The 24,743-nt window shown below is 34.2% G+C and carries 25 protein-coding genes and 1 riboswitch; of the genes, 2 read left to right on the forward strand and 23 right to left on the reverse strand.

Annotation, left to right across the window (positions count from 1 at the left end):
- Positions 1-56: 56 nt before the first annotated feature.
- The 3 genes from ypeB to prsW all read right to left on the reverse strand — a co-directional run bounded on the left by ypeB (position 57) and on the right by prsW (position 3,205).
- Positions 57-1,397, reverse strand: coding sequence for a germination protein YpeB (ypeB, locus tag K332_RS0105570; RefSeq protein ID WP_026906574.1), 1,341 nt, complete (start codon positions 1,395-1,397; stop codon positions 57-59).
- 12 nt (positions 1,398-1,409) lie between these two features.
- The gene (gene sleB, locus K332_RS0105575) at positions 1,410-2,342 is read right to left on the reverse strand and encodes a spore cortex-lytic enzyme (protein ID WP_026906575.1); all 933 of its coding nucleotides are present in this window, start codon (positions 2,340-2,342) and stop codon (positions 1,410-1,412) included.
- A gap of 227 nt (positions 2,343-2,569) precedes the next feature.
- The gene (prsW, locus tag K332_RS0105580) at positions 2,570-3,205 is read right to left on the reverse strand and encodes a glutamic-type intramembrane protease PrsW (RefSeq protein ID WP_026906576.1); all 636 of its coding nucleotides are present in this window, start codon (positions 3,203-3,205) and stop codon (positions 2,570-2,572) included.
- Positions 3,206-3,343: 138 nt separating this feature from the next.
- Here prsW and K332_RS0105585 point away from each other — a divergent pair, with 138 nt between their 5' ends.
- On the forward strand, positions 3,344-4,315 hold the full coding sequence (locus K332_RS0105585) for an asparaginase (RefSeq protein ID WP_026906577.1): 972 nt from the start codon (positions 3,344-3,346) through the stop codon (positions 4,313-4,315).
- A gap of 78 nt (positions 4,316-4,393) precedes the next feature.
- Here the strand turns inward: K332_RS0105585 and K332_RS0105590 are convergent, their stop codons facing one another.
- From K332_RS0105590 to K332_RS21960, 7 genes are all read right to left on the reverse strand, one after another.
- Complete coding sequence (locus K332_RS0105590; protein WP_026906578.1) at positions 4,394-5,374, reverse strand: YpdA family putative bacillithiol disulfide reductase; 981 nt, start codon at positions 5,372-5,374, stop codon at positions 4,394-4,396.
- Positions 5,375-5,885: 511 nt separating this feature from the next.
- The gene (locus K332_RS0105595; protein WP_026906579.1) at positions 5,886-7,169 is read right to left on the reverse strand and encodes a Glu/Leu/Phe/Val family dehydrogenase; all 1,284 of its coding nucleotides are present in this window, start codon (positions 7,167-7,169) and stop codon (positions 5,886-5,888) included.
- A gap of 171 nt (positions 7,170-7,340) precedes the next feature.
- Positions 7,341-7,922, reverse strand: a complete 582-nt coding sequence (locus K332_RS0105600; protein ID WP_026906580.1) for a genetic competence negative regulator — start codon at positions 7,920-7,922, stop codon at positions 7,341-7,343.
- A gap of 502 nt (positions 7,923-8,424) precedes the next feature.
- A complete protein-coding gene (locus K332_RS0105605; protein WP_026906581.1) occupies positions 8,425-8,760 on the reverse strand; it encodes a hypothetical protein in 336 nt (111 codons plus the stop codon).
- Position 8,761: 1 nt separating this feature from the next.
- A complete protein-coding gene (locus K332_RS0105610) occupies positions 8,762-9,337 on the reverse strand; it encodes a CPBP family intramembrane glutamic endopeptidase (protein WP_051359357.1) in 576 nt (191 codons plus the stop codon).
- Positions 9,334-10,869, reverse strand: a complete 1,536-nt coding sequence (locus tag K332_RS0105615) for a RecQ family ATP-dependent DNA helicase (protein WP_026906583.1) — start codon at positions 10,867-10,869, stop codon at positions 9,334-9,336. Before K332_RS0105615 ends, K332_RS0105610 begins: the two co-directional genes overlap by 4 nt.
- A complete protein-coding gene (locus tag K332_RS21960; protein ID WP_051359358.1) occupies positions 10,862-11,929 on the reverse strand; it encodes a YpbB family protein in 1,068 nt (355 codons plus the stop codon). The genes K332_RS0105615 and K332_RS21960 overlap by 8 nt, the downstream gene beginning before the upstream one ends.
- A 134-nt stretch (positions 11,930-12,063) precedes the next feature.
- On the opposite strand from K332_RS21960, the gene K332_RS0105625 reads away from it, so the two are divergent.
- On the forward strand, positions 12,064-12,318 hold the full coding sequence (locus K332_RS0105625; protein ID WP_026906584.1) for a ferredoxin: 255 nt from the start codon (positions 12,064-12,066) through the stop codon (positions 12,316-12,318).
- An 18-nt stretch (positions 12,319-12,336) separates the two neighbouring features.
- On the opposite strand, the gene K332_RS0105630 is transcribed toward K332_RS0105625, so the two are convergent.
- The 13 genes from K332_RS0105630 to K332_RS0105690 form a co-directional block, all read right to left on the reverse strand.
- The gene (locus tag K332_RS0105630) at positions 12,337-12,846 is read right to left on the reverse strand and encodes an ECF transporter S component (RefSeq protein WP_026906585.1); all 510 of its coding nucleotides are present in this window, start codon (positions 12,844-12,846) and stop codon (positions 12,337-12,339) included.
- Between the two features lie 5 nt (positions 12,847-12,851).
- The gene (locus tag K332_RS0105635) at positions 12,852-13,286 is read right to left on the reverse strand and encodes a DUF4430 domain-containing protein (RefSeq protein WP_036688178.1); all 435 of its coding nucleotides are present in this window, start codon (positions 13,284-13,286) and stop codon (positions 12,852-12,854) included.
- A gap of 159 nt (positions 13,287-13,445) precedes the next feature.
- Positions 13,446-13,625, reverse strand: a riboswitch (cobalamin riboswitch).
- A gap of 48 nt (positions 13,626-13,673) precedes the next feature.
- The gene (locus K332_RS0105640) at positions 13,674-15,443 is read right to left on the reverse strand and encodes an ATP-binding protein (RefSeq protein WP_026906587.1); all 1,770 of its coding nucleotides are present in this window, start codon (positions 15,441-15,443) and stop codon (positions 13,674-13,676) included.
- On the reverse strand, positions 15,443-16,153 hold the full coding sequence (locus tag K332_RS0105645; RefSeq protein WP_026906588.1) for a response regulator transcription factor: 711 nt from the start codon (positions 16,151-16,153) through the stop codon (positions 15,443-15,445). The genes K332_RS0105640 and K332_RS0105645 overlap by 1 nt, the downstream gene beginning before the upstream one ends.
- A 179-nt stretch (positions 16,154-16,332) precedes the next feature.
- A complete protein-coding gene (ccsB, locus tag K332_RS0105650; RefSeq protein WP_026906589.1) occupies positions 16,333-17,526 on the reverse strand; it encodes a c-type cytochrome biogenesis protein CcsB in 1,194 nt (397 codons plus the stop codon).
- Between the two features lie 21 nt (positions 17,527-17,547).
- Positions 17,548-19,266 carry a cytochrome c biogenesis protein ResB gene (resB, locus tag K332_RS0105655; protein WP_026906590.1) on the reverse strand — a complete coding sequence of 573 codons (1,719 nt, stop codon included), beginning with the start codon at positions 19,264-19,266 and terminating at the stop codon, positions 17,548-17,550.
- 17 nt (positions 19,267-19,283) lie between these two features.
- Positions 19,284-19,862: a thiol-disulfide oxidoreductase ResA gene (gene resA, locus K332_RS0105660; RefSeq protein WP_026906591.1), complete on the reverse strand. Its 579-nt coding sequence runs from the start codon at positions 19,860-19,862 to the stop codon at positions 19,284-19,286.
- A gap of 51 nt (positions 19,863-19,913) precedes the next feature.
- Positions 19,914-20,657, reverse strand: coding sequence for a pseudouridine synthase (locus tag K332_RS0105665; RefSeq protein ID WP_026906592.1), 744 nt, complete (start codon positions 20,655-20,657; stop codon positions 19,914-19,916).
- A 99-nt stretch (positions 20,658-20,756) separates the two neighbouring features.
- Positions 20,757-21,287: a spore maturation protein gene (locus K332_RS0105670; protein ID WP_026906593.1), complete on the reverse strand. Its 531-nt coding sequence runs from the start codon at positions 21,285-21,287 to the stop codon at positions 20,757-20,759.
- A 1-nt stretch (position 21,288) separates the two neighbouring features.
- Positions 21,289-21,873 carry a nucleoside recognition domain-containing protein gene (locus K332_RS0105675; RefSeq protein ID WP_026906594.1) on the reverse strand — a complete coding sequence of 195 codons (585 nt, stop codon included), beginning with the start codon at positions 21,871-21,873 and terminating at the stop codon, positions 21,289-21,291.
- Between the two features lies 1 nt (position 21,874).
- Positions 21,875-22,975, reverse strand: a complete 1,101-nt coding sequence (locus K332_RS24670) for a D-alanyl-D-alanine carboxypeptidase family protein (protein ID WP_026906595.1) — start codon at positions 22,973-22,975, stop codon at positions 21,875-21,877.
- Positions 22,976-23,377: 402 nt separating this feature from the next.
- Positions 23,378-23,968 (reverse strand): SMC-Scp complex subunit ScpB, encoded by a 591-nt coding sequence (gene scpB / locus K332_RS0105685; RefSeq protein ID WP_026906596.1) that lies wholly within the window; start codon positions 23,966-23,968, stop codon positions 23,378-23,380.
- Positions 23,964-24,707: a segregation/condensation protein A gene (locus K332_RS0105690; RefSeq protein WP_026906597.1), complete on the reverse strand. Its 744-nt coding sequence runs from the start codon at positions 24,705-24,707 to the stop codon at positions 23,964-23,966. The genes scpB and K332_RS0105690 overlap by 5 nt, the downstream gene beginning before the upstream one ends.
- Positions 24,708-24,743: the final 36 nt, after the last annotated feature.

Raw genomic sequence — 24,743 nt, forward strand, 5'->3', positions numbered from 1 at the left:
TATATCCATTATCACAAAAAAACAAAAAAAGGGAAAGGGCAAAAGCCTTTCCCAAACTAAATCCCTGCGTAATTTATTTCTTTTCCATTAAGTTTCTCCACTTTTTCTTCCGTACCATCCATGGCATTGATAAAGATACGATACGTATCATCACCTAATATTCCTAGGAATTCATATGTCAATACTTCTTCCCCTAAGTCATTAGTAATAACAGCTAAAAATTCTTCTTGTATTCCCACACTAGGGTTCACAAAGTCTCTTGCTTCTTTAGAACTTAAAGTAGGCTCTGGAATATCGCGTTTATGATGGTTTAGAAAATAATTATTCGCTGTTAAGCCAAGTATATCACCATTATCAAGGGCAACCTTAACCTCTATCGCATCAGCAAAAACTCTAACTCCATTTTGATTATAGATAAATGTGTATATACCTATATTTCCATATTCACTACTATTCAGTAATTCCATATTTTCAAAGTCATGTTTTTGAATATATTCTTCTGCTTTTTTATAACCTTCATTTAAACTTATTGTCTTATTATTAACAGGTCTATCAACAAGTAGTGTAATTGGATGTCCACCTTTTTGGGTGAGATCAAGATATGCACTCTTATTTTCATCTTCATAAGATATACTGTACAGTGGAATATCAGCTCCATCTCCTGTACCTGTTATTCTAAGGTCCTGTGTTTGTTTAATATTAAATATACCTTTACTATATTCTAATGCCTTTTCTTCACTTATCTCTTTTCCATCAATATTTTCATATTGATGGTCTTCGGAGGAGGTGCCAGATATAGATGAATCCACATTCCCTTCTGAAAAACCTTCAATTTTTTTCTCAACGGTTTTAAAGCCATCAATAATGGTGTTATCTGCTTGTTCATCCTCTGTCGCTAATGCTAATTGAACATCCATCCAGCGTAAATTATTTTCCATTGCAGTATGTTGAACTTGTCTTAACTCATCCTTTATTTCACCAGCTTGTGTATAAAGATTCTCCAAAGTTTCTAACTCTTTGTCTGACAACGGATCCTTCTTTAAATCACGGATTGCCGTTCGATAGGTAAATTCACCAATATTCGACAAAAACTCCTCTGTTTTATTGAAAGGTAATAAGGTCAATGGAAGTTGCCCTACATTAGATAAAGAATCTGAAGTTAATCGCCAAATCTCTGCAAGTTGCGGAGATAATCGTTCTCTCGAGTTCATTGCAATGGCAGTACCGATTTTATCGTGCATTAAATCAATATTGTACGTTAATTCATGAAAAGCACGCTGGTACGTATTTTCTGCTTGTATTAAAATTGCATTTTTTTCTTGATGCTCCTTATAGCCCCAGGCGGCAGTTCCAGCTACCCCAATGGCTAATGCAACAATTGCTATCCAACGCATCATAATCTATCACCTCTATTTACAAAAGATATGCTTTCCAATACGTTTAATTTGTGGTCTACCCCAAATCCAGCTAGATGTTGCAGTATCTGGATTGAAGTAATAAATCGCGTTACCAGTAGGATCCCAACCATTAATAGCATCCAAGACTGCTTCTTTCGCCTTTTCATTCGGTGTGAGCCAGATTTGACCATCGGCAACAGCTGTGAAAGCTCTTGGCTCAAAAATTACCCCTGCAACCGTATTTGGGAAGCTAGAGCTTTCTACACGATTTAGAATTACCGCTGCGACTGCTACCTGTCCTTCATAAGGCTCCCCTCTGGACTCACCATACACAGCATTAGCCATTAGTTCTATATCATTTTGCGAGAAACCTTGTGGCACATTTACAGCTGCCGTATTTCTCTCCGGTGTAGCTGCAGTATTATTATCGGTATTCTGACTCTGCCCTCCCTGATTCTGGGCTCCTTGGCCTTGGCTACCTTGTTGTGTTCCTTGTTGTGGAGCAGCTTTACTACCACCTGTTCCACTTTTCCCACTAGTACCTTTTTTCGACTTTGTTTGTTGGGATAATGGTGTACCACCGTAGTACGTAAAATCATTTCCTTGAGCAATTTGCGTATGGACCCATTTTCCATCAAACTTACTTGCGTCTACTAACTTTTGCCTAGTCTTCAATCCCGCAAGTCCATCAATATCTAACCCAAAATCTTTTTGGAAATTACGTAACGACCAATACGTCCCCCATCCAAATACACCATCAATTTTCCCTTTGTAATACCCGATATACTGCAATCTTGCCTGCAGTTCGATAACATCATCGCCTACCGAACCACGTTGTATAATCTGATTCGTAAAGGCATCTACTTCTTTAGGATTATAAGTTTCTTGAAGTCCTATTGCCACTAGACATATAATAATGATAAAGATGTATTTTTTTATTCTCATATGGATACCTCTCACTTTCTTGATTATCTAGTAGTATCTATTTTTCGATGAAACACCTAATTTATGCATACTAATCTAGATTACCAACAAAAAAGCAATAAGGTTAGAAAACTTGCATTCGCTCATTACCAAGAGAATATGTTATTTTTTCTATATTTGTAGAAGGTTTTTGTAAATTTCTAACTACAAAAAGAAAAAGAGACCATTATAGTCTCTTTAAAAGGTTATTAATTAGCACTAGCTATTTTCATACGGTGTAATCCAAAGAACCAGAGTATAATCATAAATGGAATAACAAATGATGCCCAGTTTTCTTCTACAGAACCTAAAATAAAATTATAAAGTCCATGAAGTGTAATCGGAATAACCAAAGCTAAAGCAATATTCAAAATTCTATTTTCCGAGTTCATTTTTGCCTTACCAAAATAATAGCCCATGATTACACCAAATAAAGCATGAGAAGATACTGGAAAAATCGCTCTAGAAAAAGCATACTCTATTCCATTAACAAATAAGTAGAGGATATTTTCAATGGTTGCAAATCCTAAACTGATAGATACAGCATACACGATGCCGTCATAGTGCGCATCAAATTCTGTATGCTGAAAAATAACATATAAAAAAATAAACCATTTAAAAAATTCTTCTAAGAATGCTACAACAAAAAAAGCTTGCACAAATAAATTTCCTATTTGATCACTAGTAAAAGCATATTGGATGAACATAATTGGAAAAACCAGCAAACAACCATAGATAAATGTTCGAATAATTAATGGGATTGGCTCCGTAATTTTGTCCTTCAAATAGAAGAATGACATAAGTGCAAGAGCAGGAGCAACCCCTGCAGAAATAATTCCCAACATAATAAAACCTTCCCCTTTGACTATTACAATCGTACCATTTTACAACAAGAATGAACATACATTATTTTAAATATTAGGGGTACGAGTATGGTTTGGGGAAAATTATAAATTCTAATACGAGAAAAGTAGGTGTGCATTTTGAAAAAAATAATAATCATACATACGGGTGGAACAATATCCATGCTTGAAAATAAGGATACAGGAGAGATACATACTACGTCTGACCACCCTTTATCTAATATACCTTATGATTTCGGTACTACTATTATGGTTGATGAACATATTGCATTTTCTTTACCATCACCACACATTACACCAAGTCATATGCTTTCACTTGCAAAAACAATAGATAATTTTCTAGTTGAATATGATGGTATTGTAGTAACGCATGGCACAGATACATTAGAAGAAACTGCTTATTTCTTAGATTTAGTACTAGATACAGAAAAACCTGTTATTTTAACTGGTGCCATGCGGTCTAGTAATGAAATTGGATCTGATGCTTTGTATAACCTTATTAGTTCTATACGTGTGGCACTCTCTTCTGATGCTTATTCAAAAGGGGTTCTAGTTGTAATGAATGATGAAATCCATAGCGCAATTAATGTTACAAAGACCTCTACTAGTAATATTGCAACATTCCAAAGTCCACAATATGGTCCTATTGGGATTATCACAAAGGAATCAATTATTTTTCATCATCAATTAGTAACCAGAACAACGTATCCAGTAGAAAATATTTCAAAGCGAGTATTTTTATTGAAGGCATACGCAGGGATGGACAGCAAATTGTTTGAATTGATTCATGTTGGTAACCCAGATGGTCTGATTATTGAGGGACTTGGACAAGGAAACTTACCAAAAGAAACTATACCTGCAATTCAAAAGTTATTAAAGGATAATATCCCAATTGTATTGGTCTCAAGAAGCTTTCGAGGAACTGTTGGACCAACTTATGCTTACGAAGGTGGCGGTAAACAATTAAAGGATATGGGTGTTATATTTACAAATGGGTTAACCGGTCCTAAGGCAAGGTTAAAGTTATTAATTGCACTAGAGAATAACGCAGATTATATGATTTTACGGGATATCTTTGAAAAAGAGTTTTAAATTACACTATAAGGGCATCTGCATACGTGTGCAGTGCCCTTATTTTCTAATTAATATTGAATAAATTTCCTTTTCTCATTAATCAATACGATCTGCTATAGTGTTAGCAATTTTCCCTCCATGAAATCTTCCATTTTCTATAAATATTTCATTGTTATTATTCCCCGCTGCAACTACACCCGCTACAAATACATTTTTAATATTCGTTTCGTATGTTTCCTCATTATAAATAGGTTTACCATTCTCGTGATTAAACTGAACGCCAATTTCCTTAATTAAATCAAAATTCGGACGATATCCAGTCATTGCAAAAACAAAGTCATTATCAATAATATATTCCTTGTCATTGACTTTATAATATACATGGTCATCTGTAATTTTTGTCACATGCGCATTAAATTCCATTTGAATAATGTCTTTACGAACTAAAGAATCAAAATCTGGTAGAATCCACGGTTTTATACTAGTAGAATACTTGTCCCCTCGATAAAGGACCGTAATATTCGCTCCAGCTTTATGAAGTTCTAAAGCTGCGTCAACTGCTGAATTTTTCCCACCGATGACTACAATATTTTTGTTATAGTATGAGTGTCCTTCTTTAAAATAGTGCATAACTTTTTCTAACTGTTCACCAGGAATATTCATATAGTTTGGTTGATCATAGTACCCAGTTGCTATAATGACATGCTTTGAATAGTATTCTTCTTTCCCACCAGAGAAATGCTCGGTAGTAATGACAAATTCATTGTTCACTTTCCTTAGTGATGTTACTAATTCATAGGCATGAACCCGTAATTGCATTCTTTTAGCTACGTTGCGATAGTATGCTAAAGCCTGATTTCTTACTGGCTTTTGTCTTTCAGTAATAAAAGGAATTTCTCCAATTTCAAGTTTTTCACTTGAACTAAAGAATGTTTGATGTGTTGGATAATTATATATCGAATTTACAATATTTCCTTTTTCAATTAGTAAAGCGTCAATACCTTTTTCTTTCAGTGCTATAGCACTTGCAAGCCCACATGGACCTGCCCCAATAATGATGACTTTCTCTTTATGCATTTTCTCGCACATCCTTTATAAAAATGAACTGAATTTAAACTGTTGTTAATTATACAATTTGTATAAACTGTGCGGTAACTAGGGACTTTGTGTGGAGCAACTAACCCGCGGGGCAAATATACTTCGCTGATGTAGATTAACAGCACTTATGACTGAAAACATGTGATAAAACAATCTTCATTTAGAAAGCTACTACTAGCGCAGGCAGAATACGGAGACTCCTCGAAAATAAAAACCTATTTTCTTCGTGCGATGTCTTGCTACCGAAGCCTTCCTTGGGACTGCGATTACTCGCCCCACCGAAAACATTTGTCCTACGGGAATAGCACGAGTCCGAAGACCCCGCAGCGGTGTCTTAGCACTACACTAACCTCTTATTAAAGTTACCGCACAGTTTCAATCAAGAGTCAAATAAATTGCAATTGCCATTGTGAAAACCGCCAGAAATTAAAAACTCTTATCATACGTATATGATAAGAGTTTTGAGTCATTTTTTCCAATAAACTGACCTCTATACCCATCCTCGGAAACGAGATGCTTCAGCCATTTTTCTTACACCAACCATATATGCTGAAAGTCGCATATCAACTTTCCTGGTTTGTGCTGTTTCATAGATTGTATTAAAGGACTTAACCATTGTTTTAAGTAGCTTTTCTTCAATTTCTTCCTCTGACCAATAATAACCTTGGTTATTTTGCACCCATTCAAAGTAAGAAACTGTCACTCCACCAGCAGAAGCAAGTACATCAGGTACTAACAAGATTCCTCTTTCCGTTAATATCTTAGTTGCTTCTGTTGTAGTTGGTCCGTTTGCGGCTTCTACAACGATTGACGCTTTAATATTATGTGCGTTTTCTTTAGTAATTTGGTTCTCTACCGCTGCAGGAACTAAAATGTCACATTCACTTTCTAATAATTCTTTATTAGTAATCGTATTATTGAATAATTTAGTTACAGTTCCAAAACTATCACGTCGATCAAGTAAGTAATCAATATCTAATCCTTCTGGGTCATAAAGTGCGCCATAAGCATCAGAAATTCCTACCACAATTGCACCCTCATCGTGTAAAAACTTAGATAAGAAGCTACCAGCATTACCAAATCCTTGTACAATCACTTTTGCACCTTTAACACTTAGATTACGCTTTTTGGCTGCTTCATTAATACAAATTGTAACACCTTTTGCCGTTGCAGATTCTCTACCATGAGACCCGCCTAGAACAATTGGTTTTCCTGTGATAAAGCCAGGGCTATTAAATTCATCCATTCTACTGTATTCATCCATCATCCATGCCATAATCTGTGAATTTGTGAATACGTCTGGAGCAGGAATATCTTTTGTTGGTCCAACAATTTGACTAATTGCTCTTACATAACCACGGCTCAGTGCCTCTAGTTCACGGAAAGACATTTCACGCGGATCACAGATAATTCCACCTTTACCACCACCATATGGTAAATCCACAATACCTGCTTTTAAACTCATCCAAATGGATAAAGCCTTTACTTCATTCTCAGTAACATCTGGGTGGAATCTTATTCCCCCTTTAGTTGGTCCAACTGCATCATTGTGTTGTGCACGATATCCAGTGAAGATTTTTGTCGAACCGTCATCCATACGGATAGGAATCCTTACCGTCATCATACGAAGAGGCTCTTTTAATAACTCGTAAACTTCATCAGGGTAACCCAACTTCTCCAGTGCGTTTTTTATTGTAGCTTGAGTTGAACTTAGAACATCATCCAATTGATTATTTCTCTCTTTGGTAGTATCTGCTGCTTTATCGGCCACCATGAATTTACCTCCTAAAAAACTTATAAATATTTATAATAGCTATTCTCAGAGATTAGTATACACTTTAAATACAAATATGCAATACAAAACCCTTATGAAATTTCAAAAAAATGAAAGCGCTTCATACTTCCTTAGTATTATATTATTTAATTCTTTATTCATACCTTGGTCCTAATCATTAAAAGCCTTCATAATTGTTTGTATTGCATCTGTTTCGATGATTACTTTACCATATTCTTTTAATCGGAAAGAGGTAACTATGCTTGGACTAGCAAATTCAGACATTAATGCAATTATATTTTCCTTATTATTACCATTCAATTCATCACGATTTAGTAACATATAATATCTACTCCCCATATAAAATATCTGTCCACCATTCACGGAAAGCGTATTTAAATAGGAACTTAGTTGAATAATATGTTCGAAGTCATCAAATGAAAAAATTAATTCTTTGCTCTCATCTAGTGTCACTTTCATTTCAATGAAATCCTCATCCCAATCTATATTATCAAAGTTTTGAGTAACTATGACATGCATTCCCTGTGCTTGCATTAAATATACTTGGACGTACAACTTTCCTTCAAGTTCAAAACCAAGCTCGGAACTTGCTTCATACATTACGTCTGTAAAAAGATTTTGGATGCTTGACGCATCCGATAAAAACTCCTCTTTATTAAATCCCCGTTCTACCAGATCGTCAAAAGTCAAAAATATTGTAAATTGACTACTGGACACCCTTTCGATTCGCACATAGCATCCTCCTCAAAATAACAAATAAAATCAAATACTCAGGGAATGACCCATTTTCGACCTAAAACGGTTAATTTCTTTTTATTAGTATATGCTGTTTTAAAAATTGTTGAACGATAAACAACCTTATTCTTATTAACTTTATGTATCAGATTTCTGATTGTATTATATTTGAAGTGGGTCAGAATACACTTCATGTTTAGTATGTGTATTCCGACCCTTCTGTATATAGTCAATACCATTGTTCTTTGAAAACTAGATATAGGAGGTTGTGACAAGTAGTGCTTTGTCACGTAAAATATCTAAGCTTTAAAGCAAAACTACTCAGGCGAAGAAAAAAGGGTTCACTAAAATAGTGAAAGTCGAACTTAGTAGCCTAAAAGTAGTCCTAAAGGTGTTCGCCAATAGGATATCAGCGGTGGGTTTACCGCCACTTGTAGTCAATGTACGTATGCATCAACCCAGAAGCTTTTTCATGACTTCAGTTATAAGAGGGTCCTAACTAGATAGTTAATACTAGGTCTCCATAAAATAATAGCATCCCGATAACCGTCAGTAGTAAAACTACAACGATGATTAATCTAATGAATGGTCTACTTAGTTTAACGTGTGTTCTATTTTTCTTTTGGCTGTGTACTTCTTTTCTAGGGGGAAGATTTAATACATCCATTGTTTTTTCATCATATTCCTCTTGATTAAGTGCTTCATCATTCATAATGAGATTTTGTTCATTATCGAAACCAGGCTTTTTCTCTTCAACATTATGGTTGTTTACCTCTTGAAGAAGTTCTCTTAGTTCTTTTGCTTGATCATTGCTATCTGTTTTTACATCTTCCATCTTAGTCACCCCATATCTTAAAACGAATAACTAACCCTAACAAAAAGTCTACAATAAAATGTGCTGTAATCGATACAAGTAAATTACCAGTAAATTCATAAATATAACCAATAAGAAAACTAATGAAAAGTACTGATATTAAAAGTACTGGCTTTTTTAAGTAACGAATATGGAACAAGGCAAAAATGAGACTTGCTGTTACATAACCAAAAGTCGTTTGAATAATCCCTCGAAACAGTAATTCCTCGGAGAACGCTATTAAAAGTGTCAATGCAAAAATTTTTGGAAGTGATATATTAGAAAATATTCGCTGATTTATTCCACCATCATCATAATACTTTTTGGGTAATAAGGAGATCATTATGAGGTCAAGAGCTACAATAACGATTCCCGGTAGAATACCAAGATAAACAATTTCTTTTATGTCGAATTGGAATAAGTTTGTCCACTTCATTAGACTATCAAATAATAGTAGACTAACTATGAATGAAATTAATAAAAATAGCACTTGAGTATAGATAACTGACTTTCTTAATTCCTCGTCAGTAAGCTGCTTAATAATTTCACTCTGCTTCATTTGGATTCCCCTACTACTAACAAATGTTTCAGCTTCTTCTCCCATGTTGGAATTGTTACATGCCTTTTTGTTTGTTCTGGTTTGAAATCTTGCAAACGGATCCCACAATTACTACAACATAGCTCTTCTACCTTGGTATGACCATTTTGAAATTTTATATAGAGTCCATTCCTTAAACAGGTATTTGAATGTATCCAATTCAACATTTCGTTTAGCTTCGCTTGTTTTAAAAATAATCGTTCATCGCGAATGTTTTTTATATATTTAAATGATTCATCTAATTTACTTTCATCATATTTTAAACCATTTTCAATCTTTATGCCATGTTTTTCTAATTGGGATGAAATAAAACGCCATTGTACTTCACTTATTTCAAAAATCGTCTGTATCTCCACTATTTCAGTAGGAAGAGTTTTTTTTGCACCTCTATACGCAAGTAATAATTGATGAGCCCGAATCAAATCTTTATCAGAAGGTAATTCACTTTCTATCATTTGTTGTGGTAAAAAAGAGTCTTGCCTACAGTATAACAGGATACTAATACTTGGATTACCGTCTCTTCCTGCTCTACCAATCTCTTGAATATACGATTCTATTTGACCTGGAAAATGATAATGAAATACAAAACGGATATTATTTTTATTGATTCCCATACCAAATGCACTTGTACAACAAATGACATCTATTTGATCATTCATAAATTGTTGTTGTATAGCAACGCGGTCCATTTGTTCCATGCCACCATGGTAAAAGGCTATTCGATGTTCTGGCAGTCTCTCTGATAAGAGATGCGATACATTCTCTGTAGCATTCTTACTTGAAAAATAGATAAGAGTAGGAACATGATGCACGGATAGAACACTAGTAATTATGTCTAGTTTTTCTTCGTTATTCATTACTTCTTGAATAGTTAATGCAATATTACTGCGATCCATCGGGAATATATGCTTATTCATTGGGCGCCCAAGGGATTTAATAATGTCATCTTGTACTTCCTTTGTGGCTGTTGCACTTAAAGCAAGTACCGGTGGATCACCTATTTGGCGGATTACCGTATTTAATTTCTGGTAATCGGGACGAAATTCGTGGCCCCACTGAGATATACAGTGCGCTTCATCGACTACAAATAAAGATATTGTAATCTTACTCAAATAGAACTGTAATTCCTTCTGTTGCAACATTTCAGGTGATATATAAATTAATTTATATCGATGTAAAGACTTAATTATTTGTTTCCTTTTATCATAATCTAGAAAACTATTCAGAGCGACTACTTCTTTGAAATTCATTGCTTTTAATTCCTTGACTTGATCCATCATTAACGAGATAAGTGGAGAAACAACGATTGTAACGCCTCTTAATATTCGAGCCGGTAACTGATAGCATATCGATTTTCCAGTTCCAGTAGGAAGAATCCCTAAAACATCCTTACTATCTAATACATCAGAAATAATTTCCTTTTGACCAACTCTAAATTCAGAATATCCAAAATAAGTTTCTAACTTCTTTTCTAAAGATAGTGTTTTAGACATGAATTTCATCCTCCGGTAAAAGTTCCTTTAACCTCGCTAATATAAGCCTTATCTGAAAATAACTAATAGAAGAGCTACAATTTTCTTTAATGGTTTTCAATTTAAACGTCTTATTCAATTGAATAGCTGTAATAATAGCTTCTTGTTCTTCCTGATTTACAAAAGATTGAATTTGTAAGTTATGATCATATAATGCGATTTCAACAATATGATCATAGATTGTATTTAATTTCAAATTTCGTATTTCTGCGATTTGTTCGATGCTTAACTGTTGCTTTAATAATTGATAGGTTTGGTTTGCCGTATTAGTTATAAACTTTTGTTGATCAAAATCTCTTATTATTTGACTCAAAATACTGTAATTTTCTCTGTTTTGATTAATTAAGGTAATAAGTAGATGTGTAATTCCTGTTAAAAATAATAAGGCATCATCTGTTGATTGATTATATTTCTTTGCTAATTGATCCATGCTTAACCCGTAATACTGATACCCACTTAATCTATCAACAAAAAAGTCTGCTTCTTCTTGTTTAATATGGGTAAATAATTGATAGAGCTCTTGATAAAGTTGCTCTACAATATTTGTCTGATTATGATAGCGATAAAAATCTTTTACCCATTTCGTTACTTCCTGATTATCCACGATTGGAATAAATGCATAATTATTTACTAAAATATTGGAATAGGTTTGCACCAATAAATATAATCTTTCCCTAAATATCTTATCTTTTCCAGAAAAGGATAGTCCATTTAAATTACTAAAAAGTGGTGTTTCTTGAAAAAGTACTAGTCTCTCTTTTCCAAACCTAGTAACATGGTATCCTTCTTCCTGTTCCAATTTCTTAATCAAACCCTGTTCCAACATGCTACGAATAATGTCTATAAAGTGATCCCTAGTTAGTGATACATGAACACCGTAATATTTTTCAAGTTGAAATATCCTTGCATCGTATACAGATTGAATGGACTTCTTTCCTGTGATAAGATGGTAGATTCCAAAAATAGATCTATTTGATTTTATTTGTGTTAAACAGTCTAAAATAATTCCTTCAACATACATTTTATTGACTCCTCATTCAAACCTACCTCTATCATATCATTTTAGGAGGAGTTGAATTATATTTTTTTTCATTTTAAAATAGAATAGAATAGAGCACCAATTTAACTAGATTGAAAATAAGGAGAAACAACATAATGAGAGTTAAATACACAATAGTTGATAAAGAGACTTGTATTGCATGTGGTGCTTGTGGGGTAACTTGTCCGTTCATTTTTGATTATGATGAAGATGGCCTAGCGCTTGTTACAATAGATGATAATACCGGTAATAAGGAAATTCCAGAAGAGTTTGAAGATGATGTGCTTGACGCCTATGAAGGATGTCCAAGTGACTCCATCAAAATAGCCGTAGAACCTTTCAATGGAAATCCAACTAAATACGAGGAATAATAATTGAACACCAACTGTTTAGTTGGTGTTCAAATGATTTTGTATATACTTATTAAACACATAGGATATGGTTGGATATAGTAATATCATGAAGACAACATTACCTAATGCATGACTTGTATCAAATGGTAAACCCGCTAAATAATAGGCTATGAAACCTTGACCCGTTATTTGGTAATTAGTTAAAGAAACAACAAATCCATATAGATAACCACTAAAGACGGAAAAAATAATAACAACATAAAATGGAATGTTTTTTATCGTCTTCCCCATTATCCCACTAATTATCCCAATAAGCCCCCAGGATATGATTTGCCAAATTGTCCAGATACCAGTTCCTAATACCATGTTTGATAAAAAAGTTACCAATACAGCAAGTAAAACACCAGCAACTGGTCCTAAAAATATGCCACCCAAAATGATAACTGAAGTTACGGGTTGAACGTTTGGTATGAAACTTACAGCAATCCTTCCAACTATAGCTAATGTTGCTAGTAACGCGAGTAGTGTAATCTTATAAATGTTCAACTAACTCAATCCCATGATTGAAGATCAAAATTAACAATGTCTCCATTTTTCAGCTCTACTTCTGCTGCTCCTACCCCTGACATTTCACCATTTACGGACAGAGCCCAAAACATGGATTCTGCTTCATCTGCTATCGTACCATCAATAGAAATAATATAGCCAGGTTCTTTTTCTTCAATGTCAAAGTTCTCTTTCATGACATCTAATAATATATCTCCTTCTTCAATGACAACTTCCTTCTCTTCTAACGTCTCGGCTTCTTTATCTTTCGTTAATGTTACGGTAATAGTTGTTTTCTCTTGTTGTTCAATCGTTTCATTTGTAGAATTGTTATTTTCTTGATTTTGATTTGCATTATTGGATGAATCCTCATTTCCACAAGCTACTAGTATAGTTAATACAGTTAAAACAGCTACCAATTTTAATAACAATGATTTCAATATTATCTCCTCCAATTATGTAAAATTTGAGAATGGGAGTATGAAAAAAAGAGTTAACCCCGTAACTAGTTAACTCTTTCGACAGTCTGTAACCAATAAAAAGCTAATATAGCTATTTTATGTACTAGATTGTCTCAATTGTCCTATCCTCGGGATCATTGATACAAATGATAATAGGCAGGTCTACTGACTTATGACTAAAACCTACTTTAAGCCCTTCCCATAGAATTCATCTACAGTGGTTTCGCTTATTTCGTTATCACTTACAGTTGCGAGGACAGTTCTAGATTCTCACTAGATTCCCTTTTAAGTAAAATACACCTATCTCATTAATTTTGTATTCAATTCTAATAAATATAGTAACACACAATTATTAAAAAACAAGGATTATTTATTTTGGTCTCTTGGTAACATAAAGTTAAATGTAGTACCGATATTTAGTTTACTCTTCACGGAAATAGTACCTTTATGCCCTGTTATAATATTTTTTGCTATAGATAAACCAAGTCCCGTTCCTTTAACCTGTTTGTTTCTAAGCCTTGACTTATCAGCTTTATAAAAGCGCTCGAAGACAAATGGTAAATCCTCTTCTGGTATACCGCTTCCACTATCCTCCACTGAAACAGCAAATCCATTTTCATTATTAGTAACCAATACTTTAACAAATCCGTTTTCAGTCGTATGCCGAATCGCATTATCAATAAGATTTGTGAATACTTGTTCTATACGATCTGGGTCAAAATGAGCAAATTCTTCTTGAATATTTTTTGTAAGAGTTAAGTCAATATTATTATCTTCAGCAATTCCTTTGAATTTCCGATAAATTCGTTCTACATATGGAATAACTTGAACTTTTTCTGTATTTAGTGTTAAATGACCAGCTTCCATACTGGCTAAATCTAAAAGTTCATTTACCAAGCGACTTAATCGTAGAGACTCTTCATAAATAATTTGTGCTAGTTCATTTTTTTCTTCTTTACTTTCAGCTATGTCGTCTACAATAGCTTCACTATATCCTTGTAACATTGCAATCGGAGTACGTAATTCATGAGATACATTTGCAATAAAGTCTTTACGCAATTTATCTAACCTTCGTTCTTCCGTCATATCACGTATTACCGCAACAGCCCCACGAATATACGATTGATCATAAAGTGGAGTCATAATCATTACCCAAGTTCTACCTTGTATTGTTATTTCCTCCATAACCTCTTTTTCGCCCTCAATTACTTGTTGAAGAAATTCATATAATTCCTTTGGTAACTTGCGTGGTCCATCTATATTTGAAATATTCTTTTCAAAATTCCAATCCTCAATAAGCATATCAGCCGGATAATTTGTAGCAGTAATATCACCACTTCGACTTAGTGTAATCACACCATCAGCCATTGAATTTACAATACTCGAAAGTTGTTCTTTTTCTTGGCGCAAAGCATTTATATGGAACTTTAGTTGTCTTCCCATATGGTTGAATGCCATTGCTAACTCACCGATTTCATCATGTGTCAAAATCGGAACCTTTGTATTAAACTCTCCCCTAGTTAAATCAAAAGCTGCTTCTCGCATTTTAATTAATGGGGAGGTTATACGTGTTGATAAAAAGAATGCGAAAATAGTAGTAAGTATTATCGAAACAGCTGCTGCTCCTAAAATAATTTTGGTTGTTTCTGCCTTTGTTTTATCAACAATAGAAAGTGATTGGTAAACAAATACTGCTGCATCAGTATTTGGAACAGGTACTCCAACTGACATCATACCTTGTTCTTGATTAGAGATATCATGATGTTTATTAATTGGTTTGTTTGCTGAAATGACCTCTGAACTATTAGAATGGTCAATAAACCACTGTTCATCTATATCCGATAAATGAAAATCTTCTGTTTTCGAACTCCAAATATCACCATTATTATACTTAATGATAACTTTACTAGCCGGATCTTTAACTCGCTCGGTTGTTTCATAGACTAATGCTGAATCATTATAACTCTCTACCATTACAGAAACCTTTGTTGCTGTTTGTAACAAATCTTCCTCAGCCTCTTGAACGTGAAAATTCTCAAAAAACTCTAATAAAAATATCGTTAATAAAAATAATACAAAAGAAACTAGCAATAAAATTGTTACTGCTAGTTTCCCTACTACACTACGCCAAAACATTATTCATCATCTACCTCAAATTTATATCCAACTCCCCAAACGGTAACAATCATCTTAGCAGCTTTTTTGGAGACGCTATTTAATTTTTCACGTAACCGTTTTACATGGGTATCTACTGTACGTAAGTCACCAAAGAATTCATATTGCCATACATCTTTAAGTAATTGTTCACGATTAAATACTTTGTCAGGTGATTTTGCTAAGTAACAGAGTAATTCGTATTCTTTAGGAGTTAATGCAACTTCTTCTCCATCTGCAGTAACACGATGTGCATCATGATCAATAGTTAAATGTGGAAATACTAATAAATCCCTTGTTTGTGTATTTACATCCTGATTATTGGATGCACCTGTTCTCCGCAATAATGCTTTTACCCGAAGAACAACTTCCCTTGGACTAAATGGTTTAACAATGTAATCATCAGTTCCAACTTCAAATCCTTGCACACGGTTTGTTTCTTCACCTTTTGCAGTAAGCATGATTACTGGTGTATTTTTTTCTTTACGAAGCTCTTCACAGACTTCTATACCATCCATTTCAGGCATCATAATATCTAAAAGAATAACATCATAATTATTTTCTAGTGCCAAACTAAGTCCTTCTGCACCATTTTCGGCTTCTTCTACAATAAAGTCTTCCCGTTCTAAATACATGCGTATTAGTCGGCGGATTCTTTCTTCGTCATCTACAACAAGTACTCTTGTTTCCATGCTTGCTCCCCCTTATACTACTTGTTAGTTTAAGTATAAACCAAGCGAATTAAATTGTATAAGAAAACATGACATTTGTGCGTAAAATGTCATGTTTTCAGAGAAAAAATTTATTGACTTTTAGCCATATCCGGCACGAATACCAAATTACTTATAAAATACTCCAATTTATATTTCTTTTATGCATAAGAATGTAAACCTGCTAATACCAGGTTAACTACTATTAAGTTAAATAGAATTATTCCAAATCCTATAACTGCTAGCCATGCTGACTTTTCACCATGCCAGCCTCTAGATAGTCTTAAGTGTAGGTATGCTGCATAAAAGAACCATGTAATTAATGCCCATGTCTCTTTTGGATCCCAACCCCAGAAGCGTCCCCATGCTTCCTGCGCCCAAATAGCGGCAAAAATCAATCCACCTAATGTGAATACAGGAAAACCAATTGCAACGGAACGGTAATTAATTTCATCCACTAAATCTGGTTTTACATTTTTAAGAAGTGGTTGTATTGTAGCACCTATACGTTTTCTAAGTACTAATCTTGCTATTCCATAGATCAATGTACCAACTATAAATGACCAAATAACACTATTAAATTTCCTACCTGCATCGGCACCATGCATCCATTCTGGAGTGTCAAACCATGGCTTCATTACACCATCCGTTACTAAGGTTCCTTCATACGGTGCGACTATCGCAGGTAGAGTATATTCTGTTTGTGTTGTCTTACCATTTAAATCATATTCAAATGTTGCATTATAATGCATTGCTCCAAATACAGAAGAGACAACTACAAAACCAATAATTAAAAAGATGATATATAATACAATTTCCAGAGAAATAGAACGCACATCACGAACACTTTGGTCTACTCCATGGATTAAATAAATTAAACCCGCAACAAAGCTAATAAATAGAATACCCGAACCTAATGCAACTGTTGTTACATGAATCCATAACCAATGGCTTTGTAAAGATGGCACAAGTGGTGGTATTTCTGTTGGAAATACACTTGCATAAGCAATGAATATAATTGCTATTGGCAATGCGAATAGTCCTAGCATATTTAATCGGTAAATAAACCAAATGATAATAAATGCTAACACTAGACACATACCTAAGAATGTTACAAATTCAAACATATTACTAACTGGAGCATTACCTGAAGCCATCCATCTAGTAATAAAATAAATTACTTGCGTTATAAAACCGATAATAGTTAACGTTATAGCCAACGAACCTGCAATACTAGACTTTCTACGCTCTGCTGTTTTATCTTTAATTGTAAATCCGAAAAAAAATGTAGCAACCAAGTAGAGAATAAATGATGCAAATAGCATCGAACTACTTATTTCTGTTAACCCCTCCATGAGTTGTCCTCCTTAAACGACCTATTCATCTTCCTTTTGATCTTCTACCATGTTTATTGATGTACCCTCAATAGCCTTTTCAATATCCTTTTTAAGACCAAACCAGTTCTTATTCGTATGACCTGCTAATAGGATGCCATTGTTCTTTGGATGAATCCAAATTCTACGGTGTTGCCAATACATCCCTTGAATAACACCAATCATGAAAATAATTGCCCCAAGTACAAATAAAGGTAACGTATAATCTTTCTTTATGCTAAGACCACTTGTGCGATCAAATTGAATAGAATCTATTAATATTTTGTACTGATTATCTTCAGAACCTGGCACGGTTGCTGCAAATGTACCAATTACGTCTGCCATTGGTTTAAGTTCAACAACAGATGTATCAATACCTAAGTTCTCAGCAGAACCAATTACATCTCCAACAAAACTCGTCTCATAATTGTCATTCTCTGGAGTGTATAAATTAAAAATAAATGCAGGGTTATTGGAGTCATTAGTTTTCGATGTGACACCATTCTCAGTCAAACTATAATCAGGATAATATTCTTTAACCTCTACATTAAAACCATTTTCAAGTTCATATTCAGACTTTGGATCAAATAAATCAACTGTAAACTCACCCAATGCTTCAGCTTCAGAATTATTCATTTCATAAACTTTAAAGCTCATTTTGGAGAATTCATTTAATTGATATCCTTGCTGATAAAGGGTATATCCTCCAAACTTAGCTGGTTGATTCATACTAATTTGAAAGTCACCTATTTTTTCTAGATTTTCTTCAGCTCCAATTACTTCAGCGTCCCCGGCTTTATAAATGGTGGCATTTGTCTGGAAGTTACTTGGAATAATCATTCCCTGTTTTGCAATGGCATCTTTAAAACGTTCATCATCTTCTGCATATGTATCAAGGATAAATTCATGATTTTGGATATAATACTCACCGTCTGTTCCAGGAACTACTCGTAGTTCACCTTCCCGAACCCAAACATAATCATCCATGTAAAAGAAAGGAATTGTCCTAATTAATGCTGCAATAAGAATGATGATAAGACCAATATGGTTAACATATGGGCCCCATCTAGAAAATCTACCTTTCTCTGCAACTATATGATTATCTTCCTCTTTAAGACGATAACGGCTCTTTTCAAGATGTTCTTTTACTGCTTGTATTTCTTCATTTGAAACAGTCTCTGTTGAACTGTACAAACGCTGTCTATTAATAAATGTTACATGACGCTTTGCCTTCTGACGTTTTAACGCTCTATACAAAGGTACAAAACGGTCAATACTACAAATGACTAAGGAAACACCAATAGAAGCAATAAGTATTAAATACCACCAGGAACTATATAATTTGTGAAATCCTAATTGATAAAAGATTTTCCCAAATATACCATACGTTTCTTCATAGAATATTGCTGGGTCACGTGAAATGGCATCCGCAGGTATGTATTGCTCAAGTGGAAAGATTGTTCCGATACCAGATGCAATCAATGCGATGACAATTAACCAAACTGCAACTTTAACAGATGAGAAAAAATTCCACACCTTATCTACAATTGTCTTGTTATATGTAGTTGACCTTCTTGCACTACCTTCATAACGCATATTTAATAATTTCTTTTTGTCATTTCCATCTATATATTGATTTGCCTCAATAGGTTTACCACATGCCTCACAAAGGACTGTACCCTCTGGATTCACGTGGCCGCATTCACATTTAATATGTTTCATGAAAATCCCTCTCCGATTTATGATTCAGTTGGCTGAATTTGTTGTAGATACCCCTCAAGTCTTTCAAGTGTAAGTGCACCTTCTACAATTTCAACTATTTCTCCCTCGGGACTAATAAAAAATGTACTTGGAATCGGACCTATCTTATATAAGTCACGAACCTGGTCTTTTGTATCGTGTGGTATAGGAAAAGTCAGGTTATACTGATCGATAAATTTATCGACTACAAATTCAGTTGCATCAAGACTAACTGCGATAATTTCAACACCTTTTTCTTGATACTCTGGGTAAAGTTCTTGCATATATGGCATTTCATCCTTACATGGCTCACACCAAGTACCCCAGAAGTTTAGCATAACACCTTTTCCTTCATAATCGCTTAACCGAACAGTATCTAGTTCATTATAGTTATTAACTTGGTTTAATTGAAAATCTGGTGCAACGTCTCCTGCTTTATAAATAGTTTTATCTGCAGTAATATTGGTAACCAGAGCGTAAACTACCGCAAGTAATAACAATGCCAAGATGACTGAACGAAATATTAATCTATTTTTTCTTTTGTTTTTTTTCATTTCTTTTGCTTGCTCAATACTCACACTTACCACTCCCCGACCAATTATACCATTTTATGGTCAATGAAATTTTGTCTAATCTTCAACAATTTGCGAAGATATGTTTATCATCTGCTTTACCTCTTTTGGTGTGATTTTACGATATTCTCCAACTCGTAAACCATCAAGTGTCAGCATTCCATATCTTTCTCGTTTTAATTTTAATACTGGATAACCTAATTGTTCCATCATTCGACGAACATGTCTGTTTTTTCCTTCTCTCAAGGTTAATTCAATTATAGTTGTATTTTTCTTCTTATCAGTTGAAATAACATGATGATTGTTTACTTTTAAAATATCATTTTTATCTTTGATACCCTTCTTAAGCCTGGACAGTTCCATTTTTGAAGGTATTCCTTTAATTTTAGCTACATAAACCTTTTCAACACCATATTTCGGGTGCATGAGTCTATTAGCAAATTCTCCATCATTGGTTAACAAAAGTATACCTGATGTATCATAATCTAATCTACCAATTGGATATATGCGTTCTTCTATTTCAGGGAAATAATCTGTAACAACTTTTCTTCCTTTGTCATCTTTTACGCTGGAAATAACTCCTCTAGGTTTATATAAGAGATAATGAGCTGGTGGCTCTTTTTCTAATTGAATTCCTTCCACCTCAATTTTATCATCTGGACCAACCTTAGTACCTAATTCAGTTACAACTTTACTATTAACTTTTACTTTCCCTTCAATAATTAGCTTTTCTGCTTTTCTTCTTGAAGTTACACCACTTTTAGCAATTACTTTTTGTAAACGTTCATATGTATTCGACATTGTATCACCAATTTCACACTTATTTTATCATAATAATAGCGTTAACCTCTGGTTAACGCTACCTAAATGCATTTGTTATAATAGTCTGTTAATCATATTCTAACCAAATACTAATGTAACAATAACAATTGCTGCTATTATAGCAACTAAATCCGCTAAAAGTCCAACTTTAAGTGCATAACGCATTTTGCGTATCCCAACAGCTCCAAAGTATACGGTTAATATATATAACGTTGTATCTGTACTTCCCTGCATTGTTGAGGCGAGTCTACCTATAAAAGAATCCGGCCCATGTGTAGAGATAAGTTCTGTTGTCACACCGAGCGCTGCAGAACCAGAAATAGGTTTAATAAGTGCCAATGGAACAATTTCTGGTGGCACACCAAAAAACAGCAGTACAGGTGAAATTAATCCAATGATAGCATCTAGCGCACCTGAACTTCGAAAAATGGAAATTGCCACGATCATTCCTACTAAAAAGGGAAGTAAAGAAAAGGCCATTTTAACCCCTTCTTTTCCTCCCTCAACAAACAATTCATAGGAAGGAACCTTTTTCCAGGTTCCAACTAATAAAACGAGCATGATAAATAATGGGATAATCCACAAACTTACTTGTGAAATGAAAATCATATTACTTCCTCCGTATACTTTGATAATAGAAAATCCTATCAATGATTATCGCACTCATAGTTCCAATTATTGTTGCAAGAATCGTGGTTCCAACAATCTCTGTTGGAGACAAGGAATCATATTGCATACGAATAGCAATAACAGTTGTTGGTATTAATGTTAGACTTGATGTATTGATTGCAAGAAATGTGATCATAGACCTAGATGCAGTATCCGTTCCACTTAACTGTTTCATTTGTTCCATTGCTTTTATTCCCATAGGTGTTGCGGCATTTCCAAGACCAAACATGTTTGCTGTGATATTTGAAAGTATATAGCCAATTGCTGGATGTTCCTTTGGAATTTCCGGAAATAGTTTGACAACAATTGGCCTAAATATTTTAGCTAATCCTCTTAAAATTCCTGCTTCTTCAGCAATTTTCATAATTCCAAGCCAAAATACTAGTACACTAATAAGTCCAATTGATAAAGTAACTGCCTCATTCGCACTCTCAAATATTGCTTTGTTAACCTCGTCCATCGTTCCATTGAACATGGCATAAACAATACCAATAATTGCCATAAAAGCCCAGATTAAATTAACCATATTACCCCATCCTAAATATTTGCTTAAATACTGAAATGAAATCATCAAGGAAGGACGCTTCTTCCGGTTTGTCGTCGTCATATATTGCAATTTCTTTAATTGGTTCATTATTCAAATAATAAATTTGTTTGCCTACTATTTTCTCATTTCCCCAGGGATTTGCCTGTTCAAAAGTACTAATTTCGCTTCGTAACGCCCCTTCTTCTCCATCTTTCAAAGGATACATAGTATCTTCATGGATAAACCCATGAATGTTTTCTTTTGTGCCTAATTCAATATCAATGAATCCTTGACCACCAATCCGCTCCATGTCATATTGTTCAAAACCCCATTCAAACATTTCCATATGGTCGCGCCAATCGTCAGCAGCATTTAAGGTTACAGCAATAAGATCCATTTCATCTTTTGTAGCTGTTGAAACAAGTGTTCTTCCTGTTTGCTTTGTAAAACCTGTTTTACCACCGGTGCAATATTGATAATACACGGTTAATAATTTGTTTTTATTTTTCCAACTATATTCTCTAGATTCAGATTTAAAGGATTTGGCACCGGTAATTTGTTGGAATTTTTCATTTTGCATAGCATATCGCATTAATAATGCCATATCATATGCTGATGAATAGTGTGTATCAGAATCTAACCCATGTGGATTATCAAAGTGCGTATTTGACATACTAAGCCATTTTGCTTTTTCATTCATTAGATAGACAAAACCCTCTTCACTTCCGCCCACATGCTCCGCAATTGTAACTGCAGAATCATTTCCCGATCGTAGCATTAGACCATATACGAGGTCTTCAAGCTTCATTTTTTCACCTTGCTTTAAATAAATCGATGAGCCTTCTGTATATACGGCTTTTTCACTTGCAGTTGCCATTTCTTCCATCTTCCCCGATTCAATGGCAATAATAGCAGTCATGATTTTCGTTATACTTGCTATATTTGATTTCTCATGTGCATTCTTTTCAAATAAAATTCTGCCTGTAGATTGCTCTATTAACACAGCATTGCTAGCAGATACTCCTGGTTCAGCATGTCCAATAATTGGCAATGAAAAGGTAAAAACTAATATAGCAATTAGAGTTTTAGTAAGAAAACGCATTGTTTGTCCTCCCATAATGTGAAACTTCAATCAGTAAGTTGTAGGTATCAACATTAGTTGAACTAATGAAGCTATTAGGACCAGCTAATCCACATAAAAACACTTGCCAGTTTCTTCAAAATTGAATTGAGGTTTATACAGTCCCTTAACCTACGAAAAATCATTTCTGTACATTTTATGCGGAACGTAAATCGATATGAGTAAATCGTACAACCTTTTTTGTAAACAGAACAAATTAACTATTCCCATCTAGTCAAGTTGTTAACTGAAATCGACTACCATTATACTGTATTCAGAAGATTAATTGCGTATTAGCCAAGGATAGATATAATCATGATGGACAAACAAAAAACCCCTACATGGTAGGAGTTTTAGAATAATCGTATATAATTGCTAAATGAATTAATGATTTGGTTCTTCTAGTTGGTTGAAGCGATCAAAGAATAAGTCAGCTTCATCCTCTATCTCATCTTCATCAAAATTGTCAGGTAGCGGAGGAAGTTCTTCGATAGATGTTAATCCAAAATAAGTCAAAAAGTCCTTACTTGTCCCAAAAAGTACAGGACGTCCAACGCCTTCTCTACGTCCAACTTCTTCAATAAGTGATCGCGCAATTAATGTTTGTACCGGACGGTCACTTTTGACACCACGAACTTCATCAATTTCTGAACGGGTAATTGGTTGTCTATACGCAATGATTGCAAGTGTTTCTAATGCAGCCTGAGACATTCTAGAGGACTGTGGTTCTTCTACAAGTCTTTTATAATATTCACTATGCTCTGGTTTAGTTGTTAGATGATATACATCATTAGATTCCATTATGATAATACCACGACTTGCATGTTCATAATCATATTTCAATTCTTCTATTAAATGCTCCACAGCTTTCTCTGAAATTTCCATGATTTTAGCTAGTTCCTTAATGCTAATTCCATCATCTCCGCAAGCAAATAATAGCCCTTCTAAAATGGCTTTTACATTCTTCATTCTAATTTTCATCCCCTGAATAATATACATATAATGTATCAAAATGCTTTGTCTGTTTACACGATACTTGATGAATCTTAATTAATTCTAGAAGCGCCATGAATGTAATTACAATATGGGATTTGGTACGTTCTGTAAATAATTCATCAAAAGAGATACCGTTTTTCTTTGCTAATTTAACTGCACCTAAAACTTCTTCCATACGTTCTTCAATTGGAATTTCTGCTCTTTGTATAGTTGTATCTAATGGTTCTTTCCATTTCTTTCTTTCCATCATTCTAGATAGAGCACCTAGCATATCATAAATAGAAATATCCCCTTGCACAACAACCTTTTCAATATTTAGATTATCAAATATAACAGGAGGCCTAGTATAGGTTTGATGTGCCTCTAATTCCTTTTCCTTGAAGGTTTCTGCAGCTTCTTTAAATTTTCTATATTCAATGAGTCGCTGCATTAATTCTTCCCTAGGGTCTTCCATGTATTCATCATCTTCTACCTCAAGTTCTTGTTTCGGTAAAAGCATTTGGCTTTTAATCGCAAGTAATGTTGCTGCCATTACAAGATATTCGCTAGCAATATTGAGCTCCAGATGCTGCATCGTATGAATGTAATTCATATATTGTTCTGTAATTTGAGAGACAGGTATGTCATAAATATCGATCTCATAATGATTAATTAAATGTAATAATAAATCAAGCGGACCTTCAAATGTATCGATTTTTACTTGATATGCTTGACCCATAATACATTTCGACCCTTTCCTTAGAACATTATTTTG

The organism is Paucisalibacillus globulus DSM 18846, assembly GCF_000482485.1.
Lineage (GTDB): Bacteria > Bacillota > Bacilli > Bacillales > Amphibacillaceae > Ornithinibacillus > Ornithinibacillus globulus.